Origin of the sequence: Metasolibacillus meyeri (genome assembly GCF_003049505.1) — a bacterium.
Lineage (GTDB): Bacteria > Bacillota > Bacilli > Bacillales_A > Planococcaceae > Metasolibacillus > Metasolibacillus meyeri.
The window spans coordinates 1-22,922 of the sequence record NZ_PYWN01000183.1; the positions used below are offsets into that span (position 1 = coordinate 1).

A 22,922-nucleotide genomic window follows, 5' to 3' on the forward strand; every position below is an offset into this window, starting at 1 on the left:
AAGGTCATCCTATAAAACATCGAGAGATAAAAACCTTAAATATAATATACAAGGGGAGTTAAGTATGTATGAATTAGATCATATTGTGCATTTTGTAGACAAGCCAGAACAGACGATGAAAGAGATGCAAGCGCATGGTTTGCATGTGGTGCAAGGTGGACAGCATGAGATGTGGGGGACGTATAACACATTAAGTTATTTTGATTTAACCTATGTTGAATGGATTGGCATTAACGACGAGGCGCAGTTTGAAATCGCTGCTGGGCAACCCTATACATTGCATGAAACCTATGCGAAAAAAGACCGCAAAAATGGCTTTACACGCATGGCTATTCGCACAACGACAATCGAGCAGGATGCTGAGATGTTTCGTCAAGCGGGTTTAGAAGTGCATGGACCAGAGCGCTTTTCACGCACACGACCAGATGGGACAGTTGTTAGCTGGCAGTTGCTTTATATTGGGCATCCAGAGCAGCATTTTGATTTTCCATTTTTTATCGAGTGGGATATGTCGAATGAAGAGCGTCGAGCGCAATACAACGCGTTAAATATTATCGCAGCGCATCCACAAGGAGATATCAAGCTTACAGAAGTTATTTACTTAGTGAATCGTCTTGACTATATCAAAGCGCTACAGCAGCTCGGTAATTTACAGGCTGAGGAGCATTTTGACGAGCACTTAAATGCCATGAAATACACGCTTTATTTACCAAATGCAAAAATTGTTTGCTACAGTGCGCAAGGTGAGGGCGAAATTTGGGATGCGATTTTAGCGGATGGGCTCGGCATTCATTCTGTCGTCTTTGAAGGTGCTGTGCAGCAACAAACGATTATTTGTGAAAACGCAACATATGTAATGAAATAAAAAACTGTAGACAAAGGGGATTGTATCTTTGTCTACAGCTCCTTATAATTTAGAGACGTTTGCTGCCTGTGGTCCTCGATTGCCCTCTACAATTTCAAATGCAACATCTTGTCCTTCTTCCAACTGACGGAAGCCCTCTCCAATGATGCCAGTGAAATGAACGAAAACGTCTTCACCATTTGCACATTCAATGAAACCATAACCTTTTTCGTTATTAAACCATTTAACCTTTCCTTGATGCATGAGCGATCGCCTCCCATACTTGCGGATTAAATTCTAATGTGTCGAAAAATTACGACAATTATGCATTTTAATATACGTTATTCACGCCATAATGTCAATGATTTGGCGAATTTTGACGCTTTGTCACACATTTTTTCTGCTAAATGCTTTATAATATATAATAATAAGGATAGAAAGCAGGGAATCAAATGACACTGACAAAATATTTATCCGATTTAGAAATTGCGAACAATGCTACGATGCAGCCTATTACGGACATTGCCAAAAAAGCGGGTATTCCAGAGCAAGCGATTGAACAGTATGGTCGTTACAAGGCAAAAATTGATGTGAACCAAATTACTGCTACAAAAACAGGAAAAGTAGTCTTAGTTACAGCAACAAGTCCTACACCTGCGGGAGAAGGCAAATCAACTGTTACCGTTGGGCTAGCAGATGCCTTGCAGCGATTAAGCCAAAATGTCATGGTCGCATTGCGTGAGCCTTCATTAGGACCTGTCATGGGAGTCAAAGGCGGAGCAACAGGCGGTGGCTATGCACAAGTTGTACCAATGGAAGATATTAACTTGCACTTCACAGGTGATCTTCATGCCATTACAACGGCAAATAATGCGCTTGCTGCATTTATTGATAATCATATCCATCAAGGCAATGAATTAAACATTGACCCTCGTCGCATTATTTGGAAGCGTGTTTTAGATTTAAATGATCGCTCATTGCGTAAAGTAACGATTGGCTTAGGTGGCCCATTACAAGGAGTTCCACGTGAAGATGGCTTCGATATTACAGTAGCCTCTGAAATTATGGCCGTTTTTTGCTTAGCAACGAGCATAGATGATTTAAAAAAACGTTTAGCAAATATTGTGATTGGCTATACATATGAGCGCCAACCAGTATTTGTGCATCAATTAGGCGTTGAAGGTGTACTAACATTGTTATTGAAAGAAGCCTTTAAACCGAATTTAGTACAAACACTTGGGGGCACACCTGCCTTCATACATGGTGGTCCATTTGCCAATATCGCACATGGCTGTAACTCGGTGATTGCAACACAAACTGCGCGTAGATTGGCAGATATCGTTGTCACAGAGGCAGGCTTTGGGGCGGATTTAGGTGCGGAGAAATTTATGAATATTAAAGCGCGCCAAAGCGGCATTGCACCAGATGCTGTTGTTGTCGTGACGACAATTCGTGCCTTAAAAATGCATGGCGGTGTAGCCAAAGTGGATTTACAAGCAGAAAACGCTAAAGCGGTTGAAGCAGGTATTGCCAATTTAGCACGTCATATTGAAAATGTTCGCACATTCGGTGTCGAGCCTGTCATTGCGTTAAATCGTTTTATAACAGATAGCGAAGCCGAATTAGCAGTTGTATTGACATGGGCAAAGGAAAATGCAGTTCGCATTGCGCGCACGAACGTTTGGGAGCAAGGTGGAGAAGGCGGTATTGAATTAGCACAGCAAGTGTTGGAAGTGCTTGCAACACCTCAAAATTTCCATCATTTATACGAGCTTTCTGAAACAGTGGAACAAAAAGTAACGAAAATTGTCCAAAAAATATATGGTGGTGTGGGCATCCAATTAACAGATAGCGCAAAAAAACAGCTTGTGCAAATTGAAAAATTCGGATGGGATTTACTACCTGTTTGCATGGCTAAAACGCAATATTCATTATCAGACCAACCAACTTTACTTGGACGACCAGAAAACTTTACGATTACGATTCGCGAAATTGTGCCAAAATTAGGCGCAGGCTTTTTAGTCTGTTTAACAGGCGACATCATGACGATGCCTGGTTTACCAAAACAGCCAGCAGCACTTAAAATGGATGTAACAGCTGACGGTCGCGCAGAAGGGTTATTTTAATATGAATCCTATCGAACAATGCAAAGAGCTCGTGCAAAAAATATATGAGCAAATGGATGCAAGCCATGATTTTCAGCATATTGAACGTGTATTGATGAATGCGGAGGCGATTTTGCAAACAGAGCCAACTGCGGATGCAAAAATCGTCAAGCTAGCTGTTTATTTGCACGATGTCAGCGATGCGAAATACGCGCAGGATAAATCAGCGCAAAATGCTATTTTAGCACAGCTCGCACTAGCTGATGCGGAGCGCCAGCATATCGAGGACATTATTGAGTCCGTATCCTTTAATGGTGGGAACGCACTCGAAGCGAAAACAATTGAGGCGAAAATTGTACGCGATGCGGACCGTTTAGATGCGATTGGTGCTGTCGGTATTGCAAGAACATTTGCCTACGGTGGTGCGAAGGGGCGCAAGATGTACGATGATGCAGAGGAAGCCCGCCTGCAAATGACGGCAGATGAATATCGCGCAAAATCAACAGCCTCTGTTACGCATTTTTACGAAAAATTACTATTGTTAAAAGATTTAATGGTGACAGCGAAAGGTCGCGAAATGGCGGAGGCCCGTCACATTTTTATGGAGCAATTTTTACAGCAATTAGCAGCTGAGAAAAATGGAGATGCATAGTTTTAAGAGGGGGCTGTCCGCAAGTCGGATAGGCCCCTGTTTGTGTGTGCGAATTGCACTGTTTAATTGGGGCTAGTTTTCTAGTTATTGATTTATTGAAAAAATCATTGACTTAATAGATATAAATAGATAATATAAAATAATAGTTAAAATTCCAAATTTAGGTTTTTATTTAAAAATAATATCTCTTTTAGTGTTATTAAGTATGGGAATTTCGTTGTTAGGCGTTTTGACAATTTTAACTAATGATGTCGACATCTTTATAGAGCATTTGGAGGAATAGAATGAAAAAATATATTTTTGTATGGTTATTAAGTTTTCTCCTAACCCCTTATATACTATTTCAAACGGTGTCCATTATAACGAAAGTAACAGTTACAAATATATTTCGTCAATTTGATGAACTCATAATTCTACTTGGCTTTGCTTTGACGATTTCGACGGTGATTACATGCACGAAAATTTTAGTTGATAAAATCAATAGTATGTCTAAATGACAAGAGCTGGCATGTGCCTGCTCTTTTTTGTTGAAGAAGGAAAAATCCGTATATTAGCATAATTTGAATGTAATGTATAGAGCAAAAGATTAGTTCATGTTAGAACAGAGATGTTTTTTTTAGGGGGAATGGAAAATGACAATCAGAAATTCAGCAAAAGCAATCATAGTGAAAGATGAAAAGTTATTAGCGATAAAAATACAAGAGAATGGTGGTACATATTATATTTTGCCTGGCGGTGGTCAGGAGCATGGTGAGAATCTGCACCAAGCTTTACAAAGAGAATGTAAAGAAGAGCTTGGTGCAGAAATTGAAATTGGAGAACTGATTTTTGTACGTGAATATATCGGGAAAAACCATGAGTTAGCTGCCTATCATGCGCATGCACATCAAACGGAGCTTATGTTTTTATGTCAAGTTCAACAAGATATATTTGCTAATGGCAGTAATCCAGACAAGGGGCAAACAGGTACAGAATGGTTACCAATTAATGATCTACTGGAATATCCATTATTTCCACGCGCACTAAGAGCGCATTTAATTTCTTATTTTAACAGTGGAAAAGCGCCGACATATGTAGGAGATATTAATTAAGCAAGTGGTTTTAGTGTCACACAAAGCGAATATCCTCTGAAATCGCCTGAATCGCTTGCCAATCTGTAATATGAATCGTGTCATCATGTCGTTCAATGATTTGTTGCTCCGCCCATTTTTGCAACACGCGATTCATATGGCGGCTTGTTGTTCCGATTAAAGCGGCGATTTCCTGCAAATTTTGCACCTTTAAATAGTCGTTCGCAATGTCGGATGATTCAATCGTGCATAAATATGCCGCGAATTTGACTGCAACAGCAGAAAGGGCGTTGACGCGTGATAACGTCGTGCAAGTTTTTAATTTGAATGTCAGTTCTTCGAGCAAGAGCTGTGTGAAATCGGCATCGAATTTAAAGGTCTGCTCATACGCTTGTTGCGTAATAAACAAAAACGTACAGCGCTCTTTCGAGATGCAGTTAGATTGAATCAGACAATGTTGAAACAGCTCAATATCACCTAGAATCGCAGGTGGTGTGCATTTTCGCAAGAGTAATTCCTTGCCATTAATTTCAGGGCTCAGCACATTATAGCTACCTTCAAGCAAAAAATAAAGTCCATCAATTTCCTCGCCAGCAAGTAAAATCGGCTCCTCTTTTTCAAATGTGCGAATTTCCGCTTGTTGCAGATTTTCTGAAAAATAAGTATAAAATGTAGAAAATAATTTTATCAAATTGGGACACCTGTCCTTTATGTCATCGTTTTTACCATTATACTAAAAGGCAGAGGTGAGGCGATATGTATTTTGTATTTGATATTGATGGAACAATTTCCTTCGATGGGAAGACAATTAGCGAGGAAATTCAGCAGGCAATTGTGCTGTTAATGGAGGTAGGGCATGATATCGTATTTGCTTCAGCACGCCCAATTCGCGATTTGTTGCCGATTTTACCTGAGGCATTTCAGCGTTGTCAATTAATTGGTGGCAATGGGGCGTTGATGCGGGGGCATGATGGAGTAGAAGCAATTTATTTTGAGCAAGCGCTTAGAGATAAATTATGCCAAATCGTTGAGCAGTACCGGCTCTCGTATTTGGCAGATAGTGATTGGGACTTTGCATATACGGGGGACAAGGCACATCCTATTTATAATCGCATTCATCATCAAGGCGCGAAAAATGTAGAGCTGAACGAATTGCCACAAATGTGCAAGCTTGTGTTATTTGATGTTTCTAGGGAAGCACTGGATGAACTAACGAAGCTCTCTGTCACGATTTCACAATACGCTTCAGAAAACATCGTCGACATTAGCCCTTTAGGTATTCATAAAGCGCGAGGCTTACAGGGGGACTTTATTGCGTTTGGCAATGATATGAATGACCGCACATTATTTGAAGCGGCACAGTACAGCGTTTGTGTTGGCGATGGAGAAGTAGCTAAGTTTGCATCACGCGTTATCACAAAAAGGGAAGTAGCTCATACAATTCGGCAATTTGCCAATCATAGGGGGATGGACAAATGAAAAAATTACAAAAAGGTGATGAAATACGCGTCATCGCACCAAGCCGCAGTGCGAAAATTCTTGGAGATGAAGGCATCGCAGGAGCAGCGCAAGTATTAGAGAGCATGGGCTTTAAAGTGAGCTTTGGCGAACATATACATACATGCGATATGCAAAATTCTTCACCCATTGCGGAACGTATTGCAGATATTCATGCTGCCTTTGCCGATCCAAATGTCAAAGCCATTTTAACGGCGATTGGCGGCTTTAATAGCAACGAGTTATTGCCGTATTTAAATTATGAACTGATTGCGAAGAACCCAAAGATTCTCTGTGGCTTTAGTGATATTACAGCTTTGGCGACAGCAATTCACCATAAATGCGGATTTATTACCTATTCAGGACCACATTTTTCAAGCTTCCGTATGAAGGGCTTACAAGCATATCAAACGAAGTATTTTCGAGAATGCTTTATGCAACAAGAAGCGTATGACATCGTGCCATCTGAAAAATGGAGCGATGATTTGTGGTTTTTAGACCAAGACAAGCGTCAGTATGAGCCGACTGAATGGAAGGTGTATACAGAGGGACAGGCACAAGGCAAACTATATGGTGGGAATCTGTGCACATTGAATTTGTTGCAAGGCACAGCGTATATACCTGAACTAAAGGACTGCATTTTATTTGTGGAAGATGATGAAGAGACGAATCCCGAAACGTTTGCACGTGATTTAACTTCATTATTGCAAGTAGCGATTGGCGTGAAGGCGTTATTAATTGGGCGCTTCCAAAGAGTAAGCAAGGTGACAAGGGAACAATTGCACTTTATTTTAGACAAGCACCCATTATTACAGGATATTCCTGTGATGTATGATATCGATTTCGGTCACACACAGCCGATTATGACATTGCCAATTGGTGGGGAAATTGCGGTTGATACAGCAAGGAAAAAGATTTCAATTGTAAGATTTTAAAGAAGTTACTGATAGGAAGTGAAAAGTTGCCGATAGAATCCTGAAACGTACTGATAGAAAGCCAAAACGTGCTGATAGAATAACAAAAATTTCCGATATAACCTAAAATCTTGCTGATACAATTTCAAAGATAACCTCAACCTGTGCAATTCCTTGTCATATCCTCTATAATAAAAACAAATGCATGAAAGAGATGAGAACAGATGAGTCATTTAATCGTATCGAATTTAACAAAAACGGTAGGCGATAAAACGTTATTTAACAATATCGAATTTACCATTTATGAAGGGGAGCGCGCGGGGCTGATTGGCATTAATGGCACAGGGAAGTCTACTTTGTTGTCTATTTTAGCAAAGGTGCAGGAAGCCGACCAAATCGAGCTGGATCACCCGAATAAATACCGTATTGCTTATTTAGAGCAGGACCCTGTTTTTGCACAGGGTGAAACGGTACTACAGGCAGTATTTGCGGGGGATTCGCCTGTGCTGCAATTAAATCGTACATATGAGGAGGCGGTCGCGAAATTAGCGGCTGATCCGACAAACGAAGCGCTGCAAAATCAATTGTTCCACCTACAACAACGTATGGATACGGAAGGTGCATGGGATGTTAATGCACTTGCAAAGCAGGCGTTGACGAAGCTCGGTATTGATATGTTTGAGCGTCATGTCGCAGAGCTTTCAGGCGGACAACAAAAGCGTGTGGCACTTGCACGCGTATTAATTGAGCCGGCTGATTTATATTTGCTGGATGAGCCAACCAACCATTTGGATATTGAATCGACAGAGTGGCTACAGGAAATGGTGACACGTTTAAAAGGTGCAGTCATTTTTATCACCCATGACCGCTACTTTTTAGATGAAGTGGCAACGCATATTTATGAACTTGCTGACCAAATGTTGTATCGTCATATAGGAAACTATGCAGACTATTTAGAGGCGAGGGCAATGCGCGAGGAAATGACAGCAGCGACACAAGCAAAGCTGCGCAATCGTTATCGCAATGAGCTGAAATGGATTCGCCGTGGCGCAAAGGCCAGAACGACGAAGCAAAAGGCACGTATTCAACGCTTTGAGGAGCTGGATGATAAAATTGATCGTTCACAGGATGATGCTAATTTAGAGCTAGGACTTGCCACGACGCGCTTAGGAAAAAAGGTATTAGAGGCAGAGCGAATTTCCAAGCAATTTGGTGAGCGTGTCATTTTACAAGACTTTAGCTTTTTACTCCAACAAGGTGACCGCATTGGTATTATTGGGGCGAATGGGCATGGTAAATCGACCTTGCTCAATATTTTGGCGGGTGAGTTAGCGCCAGATCGAGGTGAAGTCGTTGTAGGCTCTACGGTAAAGCGACTGCATTTTAAGCAAGTATTGCCGAAAATGAATGATAATCAGCGCATGATTGAATATGTGCGTGAGGCATCGAATGATATTACTGATGCAGAAGGCATTCGCTATAGCGCGGCGCAAATGCTGGAGCGCTTTTTATTCCCGTTACATACGCACGGGACGCCAATCGGCAAGCTGTCGGGCGGTGAGCGCAAGCGACTGCATTTATTGCGTCTATTAATGGAGCAGCCGAATGTCTTGTTGCTGGATGAACCGACCAACGATTTAGATATTGAAACGCTAGGCGTACTGGAAGATTTTATCGAGCAATTCCCTGGCGTTGTGATAACGATTTCCCATGATCGTTTCTTCTTAGACCGCATTGCAAAAAAGCTGTGGATTTTAGATGGCAAAGGGCAAGTGGAGGAAAGTCTTATGGTGTACTCTGATTATTTAGCCCATACAGCGCAAGTGCAGCAGCAGGCGACGAAAGAGGAAAAGCAAGAAAGACCAAAGCAGGAAAAGGTGAAGCAAGAGAAGAAAAGGCTGAGCTTCAAAGAGCAAAAGGAATGGGAAACGATTGCTGCTGATATCGAAAAGATTGAGCAACAAATCGTGGAGACAGAAGAGGGCATTGCGACAGCTGGTGCTGATTTTACAAAATTGCAGGAGCTTACGCAAAAATTAGACGAATTCAATGCCACATATGAGCATCTCATTGAGCGCTGGAGCTATTTAGATGAAATTGTCAATAGATAGGAGAAATGAACGATGAAAATACTGACGATTGAGCCAACGCCAAGTCCAAATTCGATGAAGGTTGTCATTGATCAGGAGCTACCATTTGGTACAAGCTTTAACTATACAAAGGACAATCTGGCAGAGGCTCCGTCCTTTATTCAAGCTGTTTTTGCTGTAGAAGGTGTGAAAGGTATTTACCATGTTGCTGATTTTTTAGCGGTTGAGCGTAATGCGAAATTTGCATGGGAAAATATTTTATCAGGTATTCGTAGCGCGTTAGGAGAAAATGACACGACAAATACAGTGGAAAACCAAGCTGTTGACCATTTCGGTGAAGTATATGTCCATGTGCAAATGTTTAAAGGGCTTCCTTTACAAGTAAAAGCCTTTGATAGTGAAGGAGAAGTTCGTCTTGCAACAGGTGAAGCTTACACAACTGCATTCGGGCAAATGCAAACGAAGGATAACGATGAAAACTATATTTTCCTGCGTAAATGGGTAGATTATGGTGTGCGTTATGGCGATAAACAGGAAGTAGCGGAAAATGTGCTACAAGAAGTATGGGCTACGTATCCACAGGAGCGCATTCAATCGATTGTGGAGGCGGCAAATAATAAAGCAAATTACACGCCAGCTCCGCGTGAAAAGGTCACGTTAGCGCAACTACAGCAAACGGAAGACTGGCAGGAGCGTTTCCAATTGCTTGATCAAATGCCTGATCCAGATGTGGAAGATATCGAAATGCTTAGCTTTGCTTTAAAGGATGACCAAATGGCGATTCGCCGTTTAGCAACTGTTTACCTTGGCATGATTGAGGACGAGGTAGTTGTTCCTGCGCTAGAGCAGGCGTTGCAGGATAAAAGTGCGGCTGTGCGTCGTACAGTGGGTGACTGCATGAGCGATTTAGGCTTTGTGGCATTCGAGCAGGCGATGGTTGGTGCATTGCAAGATAAAAACAAGCTTGTACGTTGGCGCGCTGCGATGTTTTTATACGAAACTGGAACGGAAAGCTCGCTCCAAGCGCTCCATCAAGCTGCTGAAGATCAAGAATTCGAAGTCAAGCTACAAGTAAAAATGGCGATTGCCCGCATTGAGCAGGGCGAGGAAGCGAAAGGCTCTGTATGGAAGCAAATGACAGAGGTTCGTTCAGAGCATTAATTGATTAATCCATATCAAGCTAGCCTTGTTAAATGATCGGCGACAAGGCTAGCTTGATTTTTTGGCATGAAAGGGATTGTTTTTGAAATTTTTAGTTCAAAAGTAATGGTTCGCCCGTTAAACAGTGAAATTCGCCCGCAAGGCAACTACATTCAATCAAATCAATTACGCCGAGGCGTAATTGATCAAATGTTTTCCCCTGTTCACTCTAACTAACCTCTTTCATTAATTTTCCACAATAAGATGATGTACTTAAAATAATATCGGAAAAATCGGAATTATATGATTTTTGATAAAAAGATGCTATAAGTAATTTGTTCATATATAATAATACTCATATTTGTAATGATGAGAAGGTGAATGATATGTCTATACGCACGAAGATTTTTATTGGATTTGCAACTATTGTCCTAATGGTTTTGATTGCATCTGGTATAAATTATGCCCAGCTTCAACGAGTTCAATCGACATATGAAAGCATGATTGAAGAGGAGCAGGCGCATGTATTAACGATTGCAGATATTCGCAATAATATGGCGACTCAAGGCATGATGATTCGTCAATATGTTATCTCAGGGGATTTAAGCATTTTACCAGAGATTATTGAACAACGTGAGCAGATGGATGTATTGCTTGGGACCTTAGAGAAAAATAATCAAGATTCCTATGTGAGCGAGGAGTTATTGGCAATAGATGGTTATATGGCCGAATTTAATGATGCGATGGAGGAAGCCATCGCCCAAACGAAGTCGATGAATTATGATAGAGCGAAATCGATTATTGTCAACCAAGTGCGTCCACCAAACCAAAGTTTAATTCAACGTGCAGCAAGATTAACTGAGCACTATGAAGCAAACTTAGAACAAATGAAGCAGGAGGCGAAGCAATCAGCGAGGACGGCTTCTTTATTAAGCGCAAGCGTCATTATTTTAAGCATTATTGTGGCAATTATCATTAGTGTTGCGATGAGTAGAAGCTTTTTAAAGCCGATTAAACAATTGCAAGCTGCTTTAGATGTGATTGCACAAGGAAATTTACAGCATGAGGATATACAAGTAAAATCGAAGGATGAATTTCATGATTTGGCTAATTCATTTAATATGATGAAAAATGAATTGAAATCTGTTATTTTTTCTGTGGCAGAAAATACAACGAAACTATCATTATCAAGTGAACAGTTAACAAAAAATACGAATGAAGTGGCATCTTCCGTTCAACAAACTGCTAGCGTGGCAGATAAACTAGCAAAAGGGTCACATAATTCTGCAACTGCAGCGAATGAAAGTGCGACGGCAATGGACGCAACAGCTGATGCGGTGCAAAAAATTGTTCATTCCACGGTCGCATTGCATACAAATGCATTGACGACACAAACATTAGCGAATGAGGGCAGTGGCAACATTGAGGTGGCTGAAAAGCAAATGCAAGCGATTCAAGCGTCAACTGCTTTAACGAGCAATTTAATTCATCAGTTAATCGAACGTTCAAATGAAATTGATCAAATTACGGCGGCGATTACAGAAATTACAGAGCAAACAAATTTATTAGCATTGAATGCAGCGATTGAGGCGGCAAGAGCTGGTGAGCATGGCAAAGGCTTCTCCATTGTTGCTGATGAAGTTCGTCGTTTAGCCGAGCAATCGAAGCATTCAGCAGCCGCGATTGTGCAGGTGACAACAGCGATTAGGCAAGATACGGAGCATGTCGCACAGGCAATTGCTGACAGTGTTCAAAATGCAGCTACTGGTGTAACTGTCGTACAAACAGCTGGCGAAACATTCACTAAAATTAATACGGCAATTGAAGAGATGACAGAGGAAATTGGCGAGGTATCATCGTTGACCGAGCATATTTCAGCAACGGCTGAGGAAGTGGCAGCGTCCGTTGCACATATCGCGTCTGATGCAAATGATGCGGCAAGTTATACACAGGAAGTGGCGAGCACGATTGAGCAGCAAGTCAATGTGTTGCAAGAGTTAAATACCATTTCAACGGAATTAAAAAATCAATCGTTGTATTTACAAAATATTGTAGAGAAATTTGATTGTTAAAAATATGGCAGTTTGGCAAGGTATCGACCTTCCAAACTGCCATTTTAAATCTCTGATACTTTTGTTCTTGCAGGTTGTGGCATCAAAATAATATAGGTAATGCTACCGAAAATAAGGACAATGCCAAGTATTTGTAACGCATCAGGTCGAAACGACAAAATGACAATATCGAGTAAAATCGCGACGACAGGGTCAACAAATACAAGTACAGAAACGACAAGTGTTGATAAATAGCGAATGCTATCAAAGAACAAATAGTACACAAAGCCTGTATGTATGATACCTGTTCCGACAATAAATAACCAATTTGTCGTTGTCAGTCCTTCAAATACAGTAAAATTGCAAAAAGGCATAAGCATTACAATACCGACAGCCGTTTGGATAAATGTTAATGCATAAGAAGAAAGTCCGCTAATATTTTTGCTCGTAAACATCGTCAAGGCATAAAAAATGGCTGACAATAAAGCCCAGATAAAGCCTGAATTAAATAACTGGTCGAGCGATTGAAAGTGCTCAATTCCGACAATCAAGATGCTACCAAAAAAGCAAATCGTTGTTGCCAAAATAGCGGGTAACGTCATTTTTTCGGCGAGTAAAACGGCACCGAGCAATAGCACAAAGATAGGCGCTAAATTATAAATGGAAATGGCAACGGAAATCGACATTTCCTCAAATGCTTTAAATAAAAACACCCAATTTAAAACTAAAAAAACACCACATAACACCGTTGTGAACAATTGTTTTTTATGCCATTGTTCTTTTTTTAAGCCACCTGTCATGAGCCAGAGGCATCCTAAAAATAATGTAGCAAAAATGCAGCGCACAAAAACGAGTTCAACCGCTGGAATTCCAGTATGCTTTGTGAAAAAGCCAATAGAGCCGAAGATTGCCATTGAAATCGTCAAATTCACCATAGCACGCATTTGCATAGAGCTGTCACTCCTTTCCAAATAATTGTATTATATCATTAATTCAGAATTTTAAAATAATTAATTATTTTAAGAGAATGATATATAATATTACATATATTATAAAAGGAGGGGAATAGATGGCAAATAATATGTCTTATCGCTATGCATTTTTTGTTATTGGATTAGGCCTATTGATTTTTTCACCGTTAGTTGTTTTCTTTATACCACGTATGATTCCAATGACGTTTTATTTTGTAAAGTACACATGGTTTTACTATGTACCGTTTGAAGCATATGTAGTTTTTGCTATCGGTATCATTATACTCGTCATTTGCTGTGCGCTATTATTTTTTGGGAAAATGAGAAGGTGGACAATTATTTCAAGTGTTATTTTGTCTATAGTAGCACTCGTTGTTTTTTATGGAAGTACTAGATGCTATATTACCATGGATGATAATGGCTTTACATATCGAGGGCTTTTTGAACAGCAAAAGCAATATGCAGGCTGGGAAAATGTGACACAAATCGAACGTGTAGAAGTAGCTGCTGGTGAACCTGGTAACGCAACTTATCATATTTCTTTTGATAATGGGGACATGATTACATTCAAAGAAGATAAGTTTGTCCAAGCGTCTCGCGGCAAAATGCGTGGGAAATATGGTCTACATAGTATTCCAGTTATTTTTACGAACCCATAAAAGAAATTGACCATGATTCAAACTTCACAATGGCAGGTAGCAGTGTGAAAAAGAACTTTTTCCACCTAGCTACCTTGTATATTGTTTCAAACGCCTACCGCTTTATCCTCTAATTTGTCCCTCTCCATAAATATAATATTTTGTTGAAGTTAGAGCGGGTAAGCCCATTGGACCACGCGCATGCAGTTTTTGTGTGGAGATGCCGACTTCAGCACCATAGCCAAATTCAAAGCCATCTGTAAAGCGGGTGGAGGCATTGTGATAAACAGCAGCTGCATCGACCATCGTTAAAAACAAGTCGGCATGCTCCTGCGTCATTGTCAAGATTGCCTCTGAATGCTTTGTGCTATATGTTTGAATATGCTGGATTGCCTCCGTTACAGAGTCTACGGTTTTGATGCTTAAACATAAAGCTAAAAACTCCTCCGCAAAATGCTCCTCATTAGCAGGAAGAGCACTTTTACATAATTGGCAGACCGCCTCATCTCCGTAAATGCTAATGTTGAGTGCTTGCAGAAAAGCGAAGAATTCCTTTCCGTATTGCTGTAAAAATTGGCGATGAATCACTAAGCTTTCCACCGCATTGCAGACGGAAGGACGCTGTGTTTTGGCATTTTTCACAATCGCGCACACCATATCGAAGGGGGCCGTATCGTCAATAAAAATATGACAATTGCCTGCACCTGTTTCAAGGACAGGTACGCTTGCTTCGCGGATGACAGTATCGATTAAGCTTTTGCCACCGCGCGGAATGAGCACATCTAAAAATTCATGTAAATGAAAGAGTGCTTTTGCTGTTTCTCTGCTCGTATCTTCAATTAATAAAACAGCATCTAATGGAAAATCCGCCTTTGTTAATGCTGTATGAATCGAAGAAACCAAAGCCATATTGGAATGCTTAGCAGATGAGCTTCCTCTTAATAAAATCGCGTTCCCTGTTTTTAAAGCGAGCGTAGCCGCGTCCACTGTGACATTTGGGCGCGCTTCATAAATCATGCCAATGACACCTAGTGGTACGCGTCTTTTTACAATATGCAAGCCATTTTCCTTGTGAATATTTTCGAGCACCTCCCCAATTGGATCAGGAAGTTCGACTAATAAGTGAATGGCCTCGCTCATCGCCCGAATACGTGCTGCATTTAACATAATGCGATCTAGTGTTGCGACAGAAAGTCCATTTTCAGCACCTTGTTGCAAATCGAGCTGATTCGCTTCAATAATGACAGAGCGATCAATTTGCAATTGTGCTGCGATGGCAACGAGTGCATTGTTTTTCTCGGCTGTCGTTTTCATGTTCAGCAATAGGCTGGCATTTTTAGCGCGTTGCCCTTTTTCAAATACTTCATTTGACATCATTAAACCTCCTTCATTTGAACCCAATTATTGCGGTGAATGACTTCAGAGGGCTGCTTCAATTCTGTGCTGTGCTTTCCCATCGCTTGCATTAGCTCCTCTTTGCCATAGTTGATTTCACCACGTCCGACACAATGATGCTGGTAAAATACTTCTACAACATCCCCTTGTTTAAAATGACCTTCCAATGCATAAATACCTGCTGGTAGTAAGCTTTTGCCATCTGCTGTTAATGCCTTGACAGCCCCTTCATCAATGAAAATTTTCCCTGTAACTGTCGATAAACGAAGCCATTGTCTACGGTTTGATAGCGTGGTGGATTTTTCGCCAGCAATGTATGTGCCATCCCCATTATTCGCTAAAATCTGAAGCAATTTTTCAGCCCCTGTTCCTTTGCCGATAAAGACATGGCAGCCTGCCTCAATCGCATAGCGAGCCGCAAGCAGCTTTGATTCCATGCCACCTGTTCCGAGCTTTGAGCTACTGCCAGCGGTCATACTAAGCAATTCATCTGGTATGCTCGTTAAAAAATCAAAGCGCTGCGCATCAGGGTTTGTCATGGGGTTCATTGTGTATAGCCCGTTGACATCCGTTAAAATAATCAATTCGTCAGCATGCACAAGCCCTGCGACGAGTGCGGACAGCATATCATTATCGCCAAAGGTTAATTCAGCAACGGAAATCGTATCGTTTTCATTGATGATTGGTAGCACAGAACGCTCTAAAAGCTCCGAAAAAGTGGCATAGGCATTTTGATAACGCTCCTTTTCACTAAAATCTGTGCGCGTTAGCAACACTTGTGCTGAGACGATATTGTAGTTGAGAAATGCTTCATTGTAGAGCTGAATTAATAAGCTTTGCCCAACGGCAGCCGCGGCTTGTTTGCCTTTCATTGTCACGGGGCGCGAAGGGTAGCCGAGCCTACGAAAGCCAGCTGCAACAGCGCCTGATGAAACGAGCAATACTTCATGACCTGCCAGCTTCAACTGGGCGAGCGCCTCAATATGGTCATTGAATTTTTCAAAATCAATTTCTCCTTTCTGATTCGTCAAGGAGCTACTACCAATTTTCACAACAATTCGTTTGCGTTCCATATTCTTTCCTCCTCATAGGAAAAAGCCCATTCCTTCCTAAATTGCTTAGGACGAAATGGGCTTTCCGTGGTACCACCTAAATTGAATGCATAGCGAGCATTCCACTTATCTCATAACGCTGAGTGAGCGCTTAGTTTTGCTAAGAGCGAGTTGAAGGAGGTTAGGCGGTTGGTCTATGCGAATTTTACAGCCAAGAATTCGCTCTCTATGATAGCCAGTTGCCGCTTACTAGTCTTCAATAAGCAATGATATTTTACATAGCATGCACGATGAGAAGTATTTTGTCAATGATTAGTTTGAATATTCGGTCAATAAAAAGTTGTTTTATGCGTAAATTTGTATAAATACAATATTTTTCTGTATGGGAAATATATTTTTTCTCTCTTTTTTTTCTAAAAATAACCTATTTCAAAATTTGTTTGCTTGATGCTAAATCATTATATTGAAAGCACCTAGGAATAAACCGCTTGTGCACAAGGTAAAAGGACTTGTCAATGGATTTTGAACAATGCTATGAACAGTACAAAGCGTTAATAGAAAAAGTGTTGCATCGTTGCAATATCTACGGCAATTTTGATGAATTTCGCCATATTGCGATGATTGCACTATGGGAAGCAACACGCTCATATGACAGTGAAAAAGGGGGATTTGAAGCATATGCCTATTTTATAATGCGCTATCAAATTATTGCAGAAATGCGCAAGCAAAACTTGCTTCAAAGCCGCATGATGGTGATGGAAGATGAGATTTTGTATGCCTGTATCAATGATGTCCAAAATCCTTATCGAATCGAGCTTCCGCTTGCATGGGAGGAGCTCACGACAGTGGAGCGCTATATTTTACACAGCTATTATATGGAACAAAATAGCGACAAAGAAATTGCCGCAAGCTTACAGTTAAAAACGGATACGGTGAAAAAGAGGAGACAACGCTTATTAAAGCGCTTGAAAAAACAGCTGAGTGAATAAAAAACGGTTGTCTGAAAAGCTTGTACCAAAAGTGGAGGGACAAACTTTTCAAACAACGCTTTTCTTACTATAGATTTTCGTATAATTGCTCGATAAAATACGTGCGTTCCTCTGGCGTTTGTTGAGAATTGTTAACGAGCAATGCGCCCAGCTGATAATTGCCACCTTCATTGTCGATTAAAAATTGTAAATTGATTGATTGGCTTTCATTATTAATCGTGCATTTTCCTTTAAATTCCACAACCGCTTGCTCACGCTGTGTTTTAAAAAAGATCCATTTGCCATCATCACAATAATGCGCAAATACGTCCTCAGCCGTTGTTGCATTTGTTTCACTTAACGATGTTTGCTTCATTTCATCTATGTATTGATTATTTGTAATATCATCTTTTGGACCATAAAAATAAACAAACGCGCCAAGAATACAAAGTGGTACGAGCCAAAAAATCGTACGTTTACCAAATTTCATACTAACCCTCCTCGTTTACACATAGTAGCATTATAGCATTTGCTATTATGAGACGAATAGTGAAACTTCTTTCAGTAGAAGTTACCTCTAATAGATGACAAGATGAATACATGAATTAGCCCCATTTTAACGGGTGTCCACACACTCGCTGAAAAAGAGGGACTGCTACGACTGTGTGACCAATATCATGTCACACGATGTTGGTCAGTTAACTGTTGGTGTGTATCGTGACACTTTTAGGTTAGCTTCTGCTATGAGCAAGCTCGAAAAAATCTGGACGAGAGTTAGCTGAGGCATAATTGGGATATTTGATTGATTTTTTCAAATATATTCCTTATTATAAAATAAAGGGGTGATTATTTGAATTTTACGACTATTATAATTATTTTGATATTTTGGGTTGTAATACATTCTGCCATTAGTAGTAAATATTATTGGAAGACAAGCATCGCGAGTACCTGTATATACTTGGTTTGCGTCATTACTTTAAGAAATCATCTACCATTTCTTATTATCTTTTATATGATGGCCATTTATTTGATAATGATGAGCTTAGCTTGTTATGGACAGAGAGTGACATGTAAACTGAAAGCAGAGTAAAAGGAAGGCGTGTTTGCGAGCACGCCTTTCTTTTTGTTGGGTAATCGCTGGTTAGAGCGAGTTTTAAAGTTTTAGCATTTCTATAATTTCCTTCAACAGCCTATTTTTCTCGCGTTGCAACTAGATAAATGAAATCGCAAACCCCAACGGCAATCGGTAAAACATAGACAAATGATAAAGGCAATAAGGCAAGACCTATCAAACTACTTCCCTCCAATGCTATTTTCATTCCAGGAAACAATTTTACAAACATATGTGCGTCTTATATAATAGAGATACAGAGAAAGGGGCGATGTATAAAGTGAGAGCATTACTCATTGCCGAAAAGCCGTCGCTAATGCGAGATATTGAAAAAGTATATAAGCGAATGCAATTGCCGTACACAATTGAGTTTGCTTCATTTGTCGGACATGTTGTGGAGCTAAAGGAGCCACATGAATATAAAAAGGAATGGAAGAAATGGGATTTAGCTGTTTTGCCAATGATGCCAGAGCGCTATGAATTCCGTGTCAAAAAAACCGCTTATAAAGTGTATAAGGAGCTTGAGCAAAAGCTGAAAACAGGGCGCTATGATTTTGTTATTAATGCATGTGATGCGGGGATGGAAGGCGAAAATATCTTCTATTCCTTCTATAAAAAAGTAGGGTGCAAGCTGCCTGTTAAGCGATTTTGGACATCGCAAACGACAGATAGTGCGGTACATAAGGCGTTGACGAATTTATTAGATGACAATGATGTGTTAATTCGCAATTTGCGCAATGCGGCGATGTATCGCATGATATTTGATTGGTTAATTGGCTTAAATTTAACGCGTGTCGCAACGGTGAAGGGTGGTCGTACAATTAAGGTGGGGCGTGTCATGACACCGACTTTAGCCATCGTTGTACAGCGAGAGCTCGAAATTCGCAATTTTAAGCCAGAGCCGTATGCACAAATTGAATTACAGCTACCAGAAATGACTGCCTTATGGTTTGATCCTATTCAAAATACGAATAAAATACAGCCTGACAAAGTGCAGGAAATCGTTGCGCGGATTACAGAAACGGCACTTGTGAAAGAAGTGAAAACAGAGCGCAAAGCATTGCCTGCTCCACAACTACATTCGCTACTAGAGCTACAAAAGGAAGCGAATAAATTTTATGGCTTTACATCTGCGACGACATTAAAAATTGCCCAAAGTTTATATGAAAAAAAGCTTATCACCTACCCACGTACAGAATCCAAGCATTTACCAACTGCCTTTGCTCAGAATATTGCCGCACATCTTGAAGCGGTAAGCACATTGGATGAATATCAAGCCGTTGCTAGCGACATTTTAGGCAACAAGGCAAATGTCGCACGTGTTAGCGCATCGAAGCGCTATGTTGATGATAAAAAATTAACTGATCACCATGCCATCACGGTAACAGATGTCAAAATCGGGCGTAAAAAGCTAACAGAGGCGGAATCGAAACTGTATCATCTTATTTGTAAACGGCTATTAGCCATTTTTTTACCTGCCTACACCTTTGATAAAACGACCGTGATTTTCCAATCAGGCGGCGAGTTATTTAAGCAAACAGGCAATACCATCATTGAAAAAGGCTACACTGTTTTATATGAAGCATTTCGCAAAAAGGGTGAGCATCCATTGCCCAGATTACAAGTAGATCAGCTACTGCCAATTGAAGATGTGCGCGTTTTAGCCAAAATGACAGAGCCGCCACCGCGCTACACAGACAGTACATTGCTCGATGCGATGTTCCATGCGGGACGCTTTGTAGAAGACGCACAGCTGCAAAGGATACTCAAAGATGCTGAGGGAATCGGTACGTCCGCAACGCGTGCAGAAATTATGGAAAAGCTTTTAACAATTGGCATGCTAGCACGTCAAGGCAAGGCACTAGCAGCCACAGATTTTGGCATCGATGTCATTGCCAGCTTAGACAATCACGATGTCGTTTCTCCTATATTAACAGCAGTTTGGAGTAAAAAGCTCAAAGACATTGTCGATGGTGAACTGAATGCAACTACGTTTTACCGTGAAATGCTCACATTTGTAGAGGAAACAACCGCACGTATGAAGGCATTGCAAATGGAGGTCGCTGAAAAGGAAATCGTCGTTGTTGGCAGATGCCCATTATGTAAAGAGCCTGTTATTGAAGGCTTTCGTGCATATACATGTCAAAATAAAGCATGCAAATTTGCTATTAGCAAAGTGCTGATGAAAGGCAAAGTGACCCCAACAGATGCTAAGAAGCTACTCACAGGTAAAGAAACCCGTGAAATCCGCTTCACATGGAAAAGCGGCAAAAAAGGCAAGGCCCGCTTGAAATTGGCGGAAGGGAAGCTGGAATTTATTTTTTAAAGCATGCAACCCTACAATCACTTGCTTATGTGTATGAAAAAATACATGAGGAGGGGGTTAAGCAAGGTGCTTCGAAGGGCATACCCGCCAAATTGTCATGAAGTTAATCAAAAAAGGCTCTGATGGGCTTGTCTGTAGAGCAAGCTAGGTAACTTTCTGTAAATCATATAAATAACAAAAGCTTGCAAGGTTTTGCAGGCTTTTTATTTGCTATTTTTTCACCTATTTCTAATTAAAAAAGAGGTCGCAACAACTACGTTTCGCTTGTCCCTTTAATAGAATGATTCTATAAAAAAATAAACTTTAGTAATCAACTCAGGTTTCTATTGTTTTTTTTAGAATATGCGTATACAATTATGCTCTGTATAGTAATTTATGAAAACTTATCTGAATTGTTTTGTAACTAGATTTTTTGCACTCTTTTGCATGAAAAACCATATAATAAGTGCAAATGTTTTGAAAATGTTCATTTTTTATAAAAAAACTTCAAACTTATAACAAATTATCTTGACGTATTTGTTATAAGTTTGTACACTGTGTAAAATCAATTGTTTTTTTGGGAAGTACAAATAATATTATAAGGTAAGGATTTGGTAAAATGATTGTATGTAAATTTGGTGGAACTTCTGTGGCGAACGCACAACAAATTAAAAAAGTTGCGAATATTGTAAAGGCTAATCCAGCAAGAAAAATTATCGCGGTATCTGCTCCAGGAAAGCGTACGGATGATGATATTAAAGTAACGGATTTATTAATTCAACTTGCGAACAGCGTATTGCAAGGGGTAGATATTGAATTAAAATTAAATGCTGTTATTGAGCGCTATGCTGATATTGCATCAGAGCTAGGGTTAGACGACAAGATTATTCAAGTCATCACATCTGATTTGAACGAACGCTTAGCAAGCGATAAATCAGAAAAGGCACAATTTATGGATAACATAAAGGCCAGTGGTGAGGATAATAATGCAAAGTTAATCGCAGCTTATTTCAGTTCGATCGGAATGCCTGCCAAATATATTAGTCCAAAAGAAGGTTTAATCGTTAATGATTTGCCAGAGAGAACTTTTGCTTTGCCTGAAACATATGTCAACTTAAGCAAACTTGCGCATGTAGAAGAAATTATTGTATTCCCAGGTTTCTTCGGTTATACAAAAGCAGGTGTGCTGCGTACATTTGATCGCGGCGGCTCTGATATAACCGGTTCGATTTTAGCTTCTGCTGTTGGTGCAGAGCTTTATGAAAACTTTACTGACGTTGATTGCGTCTTTTCAGCAAATCCAAGGGTGGTGAATTGTCCAGTGGAAATTAAAGAAATCACATATCGTGAAATGCGTGAACTTTCATATGCGGGGTTCTCCGTGTTTCATGACGAAGCATTAATGCCTGTTTATAAACAAGGAATTCCAGTAAATATTAAAAACACAAATAATCCTGATGCACCGGGTACACGTATCGTGCCGAAGCGTCCAGCTGCAGGTAGTCCGGTGACGGGTATTGCAACGGATAGTGGTTTTTCTATTTTATATGTATCGAAATATTTAATGAATCGTGAAGTAGGCTTCGGCAGACGTTTACTGCAAATTATCGAGGAAGAAAATATTTCATATGAGCATACACCATCTGGACTTGATGATATTTCAGTTATCATGCGTTCCCACCAGCTAAATGATGAGGTTGAGGCACGCATTATTAAGCGTGTGAAAGAAGAGCTGCATGCAGAAGATGCACTTTTCCGCCACGATTTCTCAATGGTTGTGATTGTTGGCGAAGGTATGCGACATAACACAGGCTTAGCAGCTCGTGCAGCAACGGCTATTTCAAATACAGGAGCAAATATAGAGATGATTAATCAAGGCTCCTCAGAAGTGAGTCTTGTATTTGGCGTACGAAGCCAATATGAAAATCAAATTTTAAAAGCACTGTATGAGGAATTTTTTGCCCATACGACAGTTTAACAAAAAGAGGCCGGTCTTGAATTTCAAGACCGCCTCTTTTTGTCTGTCTTGCGGGCGAATTTCACTGTTTAACGGGCGGAAATGAACATTGAACTACTCCCTGTCAAGTAGACAATTAAATCCGCCCATTTGATTCGGGTG

19 protein-coding genes are annotated in these 22,922 nt (G+C 40.3%); 13 read left to right on the plus strand and 6 right to left on the minus strand.

What is annotated here, in order from left to right:
* The first annotated feature begins 64 nt into the window (after positions 1-64).
* Positions 65-865, plus strand: a complete 801-nt coding sequence (locus C9J34_RS20105) for a VOC family protein (protein WP_107841958.1) — start codon at positions 65-67, stop codon at positions 863-865.
* Positions 866-907: 42 nt separating this feature from the next.
* Here the strand turns inward: C9J34_RS20105 and C9J34_RS20110 are convergent, their stop codons facing one another.
* A complete protein-coding gene (locus tag C9J34_RS20110) occupies positions 908-1,108 on the minus strand; it encodes a cold-shock protein (protein ID WP_042473524.1) in 201 nt (66 codons plus the stop codon).
* A gap of 188 nt (positions 1,109-1,296) precedes the next feature.
* Between C9J34_RS20110 and C9J34_RS20115 the strand changes: the two genes are divergently transcribed.
* The 3 genes from C9J34_RS20115 (at position 1,297) to C9J34_RS20130 (ending at position 4,692) form a co-directional block, all read left to right on the plus strand.
* Positions 1,297-2,970: a formate--tetrahydrofolate ligase gene (locus C9J34_RS20115; RefSeq protein ID WP_107841959.1), complete on the plus strand. Its 1,674-nt coding sequence runs from the start codon at positions 1,297-1,299 to the stop codon at positions 2,968-2,970.
* 1 nt (position 2,971) lies between these two features.
* Positions 2,972-3,601 (plus strand): HD domain-containing protein, encoded by a 630-nt coding sequence (locus C9J34_RS20120; protein ID WP_107841960.1) that lies wholly within the window; start codon positions 2,972-2,974, stop codon positions 3,599-3,601.
* 632 nt (positions 3,602-4,233) lie between these two features.
* Positions 4,234-4,692, plus strand: coding sequence for an NUDIX domain-containing protein (locus C9J34_RS20130; protein ID WP_107841962.1), 459 nt, complete (start codon positions 4,234-4,236; stop codon positions 4,690-4,692).
* Positions 4,693-4,708: 16 nt separating this feature from the next.
* On the opposite strand, the gene C9J34_RS20135 is transcribed toward C9J34_RS20130, so the two are convergent.
* Positions 4,709-5,362 carry a Crp/Fnr family transcriptional regulator gene (locus C9J34_RS20135; protein ID WP_107841963.1) on the minus strand — a complete coding sequence of 218 codons (654 nt, stop codon included), beginning with the start codon at positions 5,360-5,362 and terminating at the stop codon, positions 4,709-4,711.
* Between the two features lie 65 nt (positions 5,363-5,427).
* Between C9J34_RS20135 and C9J34_RS20140 the strand changes: the two genes are divergently transcribed.
* The 5 genes from C9J34_RS20140 (at position 5,428) to C9J34_RS20160 (ending at position 12,384) form a co-directional block, all read left to right on the plus strand.
* Positions 5,428-6,150, plus strand: coding sequence for an HAD-IIB family hydrolase (locus tag C9J34_RS20140; protein WP_107841964.1), 723 nt, complete (start codon positions 5,428-5,430; stop codon positions 6,148-6,150).
* The gene (locus C9J34_RS20145) at positions 6,147-7,103 is read left to right on the plus strand and encodes a S66 family peptidase (protein ID WP_107841965.1); all 957 of its coding nucleotides are present in this window, start codon (positions 6,147-6,149) and stop codon (positions 7,101-7,103) included. The genes C9J34_RS20140 and C9J34_RS20145 overlap by 4 nt, the downstream gene beginning before the upstream one ends.
* A gap of 203 nt (positions 7,104-7,306) precedes the next feature.
* Positions 7,307-9,193 (plus strand): ABC-F family ATP-binding cassette domain-containing protein, encoded by a 1,887-nt coding sequence (locus C9J34_RS20150; RefSeq protein ID WP_107841966.1) that lies wholly within the window; start codon positions 7,307-7,309, stop codon positions 9,191-9,193.
* Positions 9,194-9,205: 12 nt separating this feature from the next.
* Complete coding sequence (locus C9J34_RS20155) at positions 9,206-10,333, plus strand: conserved virulence factor C family protein (protein WP_107841967.1); 1,128 nt, start codon at positions 9,206-9,208, stop codon at positions 10,331-10,333.
* Positions 10,334-10,698: 365 nt separating this feature from the next.
* Positions 10,699-12,384, plus strand: a complete 1,686-nt coding sequence (locus C9J34_RS20160) for a methyl-accepting chemotaxis protein (RefSeq protein WP_107841968.1) — start codon at positions 10,699-10,701, stop codon at positions 12,382-12,384.
* A 44-nt stretch (positions 12,385-12,428) separates the two neighbouring features.
* On the opposite strand, the gene C9J34_RS20165 is transcribed toward C9J34_RS20160, so the two are convergent.
* Positions 12,429-13,313, minus strand: a complete 885-nt coding sequence (locus C9J34_RS20165) for a DMT family transporter (protein ID WP_107841969.1) — start codon at positions 13,311-13,313, stop codon at positions 12,429-12,431.
* Between the two features lie 119 nt (positions 13,314-13,432).
* Between C9J34_RS20165 and C9J34_RS20170 the strand changes: the two genes are divergently transcribed.
* A complete protein-coding gene (locus C9J34_RS20170; RefSeq protein ID WP_107841970.1) occupies positions 13,433-13,993 on the plus strand; it encodes a hypothetical protein in 561 nt (186 codons plus the stop codon).
* A 102-nt stretch (positions 13,994-14,095) separates the two neighbouring features.
* Here C9J34_RS20170 and C9J34_RS20175 read toward each other — a convergent pair whose 3' ends face one another.
* Both C9J34_RS20175 and proB read right to left on the minus strand, forming a co-directional pair.
* On the minus strand, positions 14,096-15,346 hold the full coding sequence (locus tag C9J34_RS20175; protein WP_107841971.1) for a glutamate-5-semialdehyde dehydrogenase: 1,251 nt from the start codon (positions 15,344-15,346) through the stop codon (positions 14,096-14,098).
* Between the two features lie 2 nt (positions 15,347-15,348).
* Positions 15,349-16,440 (minus strand): glutamate 5-kinase, encoded by a 1,092-nt coding sequence (proB, locus tag C9J34_RS20180; protein ID WP_107841972.1) that lies wholly within the window; start codon positions 16,438-16,440, stop codon positions 15,349-15,351.
* Positions 16,441-16,934: 494 nt separating this feature from the next.
* On the opposite strand from proB, the gene C9J34_RS20185 reads away from it, so the two are divergent.
* Entirely contained in the window at positions 16,935-17,408 is a 474-nt protein-coding gene (locus C9J34_RS20185; protein ID WP_107841973.1) for a sigma-70 family RNA polymerase sigma factor, read from the plus strand.
* Between the two features lie 67 nt (positions 17,409-17,475).
* On the opposite strand, the gene C9J34_RS20190 is transcribed toward C9J34_RS20185, so the two are convergent.
* Positions 17,476-17,877, minus strand: a complete 402-nt coding sequence (locus C9J34_RS20190) for a glucosamine 6-phosphate synthetase (RefSeq protein ID WP_107841974.1) — start codon at positions 17,875-17,877, stop codon at positions 17,476-17,478.
* 892 nt (positions 17,878-18,769) lie between these two features.
* Here C9J34_RS20190 and C9J34_RS20195 point away from each other — a divergent pair.
* Together C9J34_RS20195 and C9J34_RS20200 are read left to right on the plus strand one after the other, a co-directional pair.
* Entirely contained in the window at positions 18,770-20,824 is a 2,055-nt protein-coding gene (locus C9J34_RS20195) for a type IA DNA topoisomerase (RefSeq protein ID WP_193769104.1), read from the plus strand.
* Positions 20,825-21,422: 598 nt separating this feature from the next.
* Positions 21,423-22,781 carry an aspartate kinase gene (locus tag C9J34_RS20200; RefSeq protein ID WP_107841976.1) on the plus strand — a complete coding sequence of 453 codons (1,359 nt, stop codon included), beginning with the start codon at positions 21,423-21,425 and terminating at the stop codon, positions 22,779-22,781.
* The last annotated feature ends 141 nt before the right edge of the window (positions 22,782-22,922 follow it).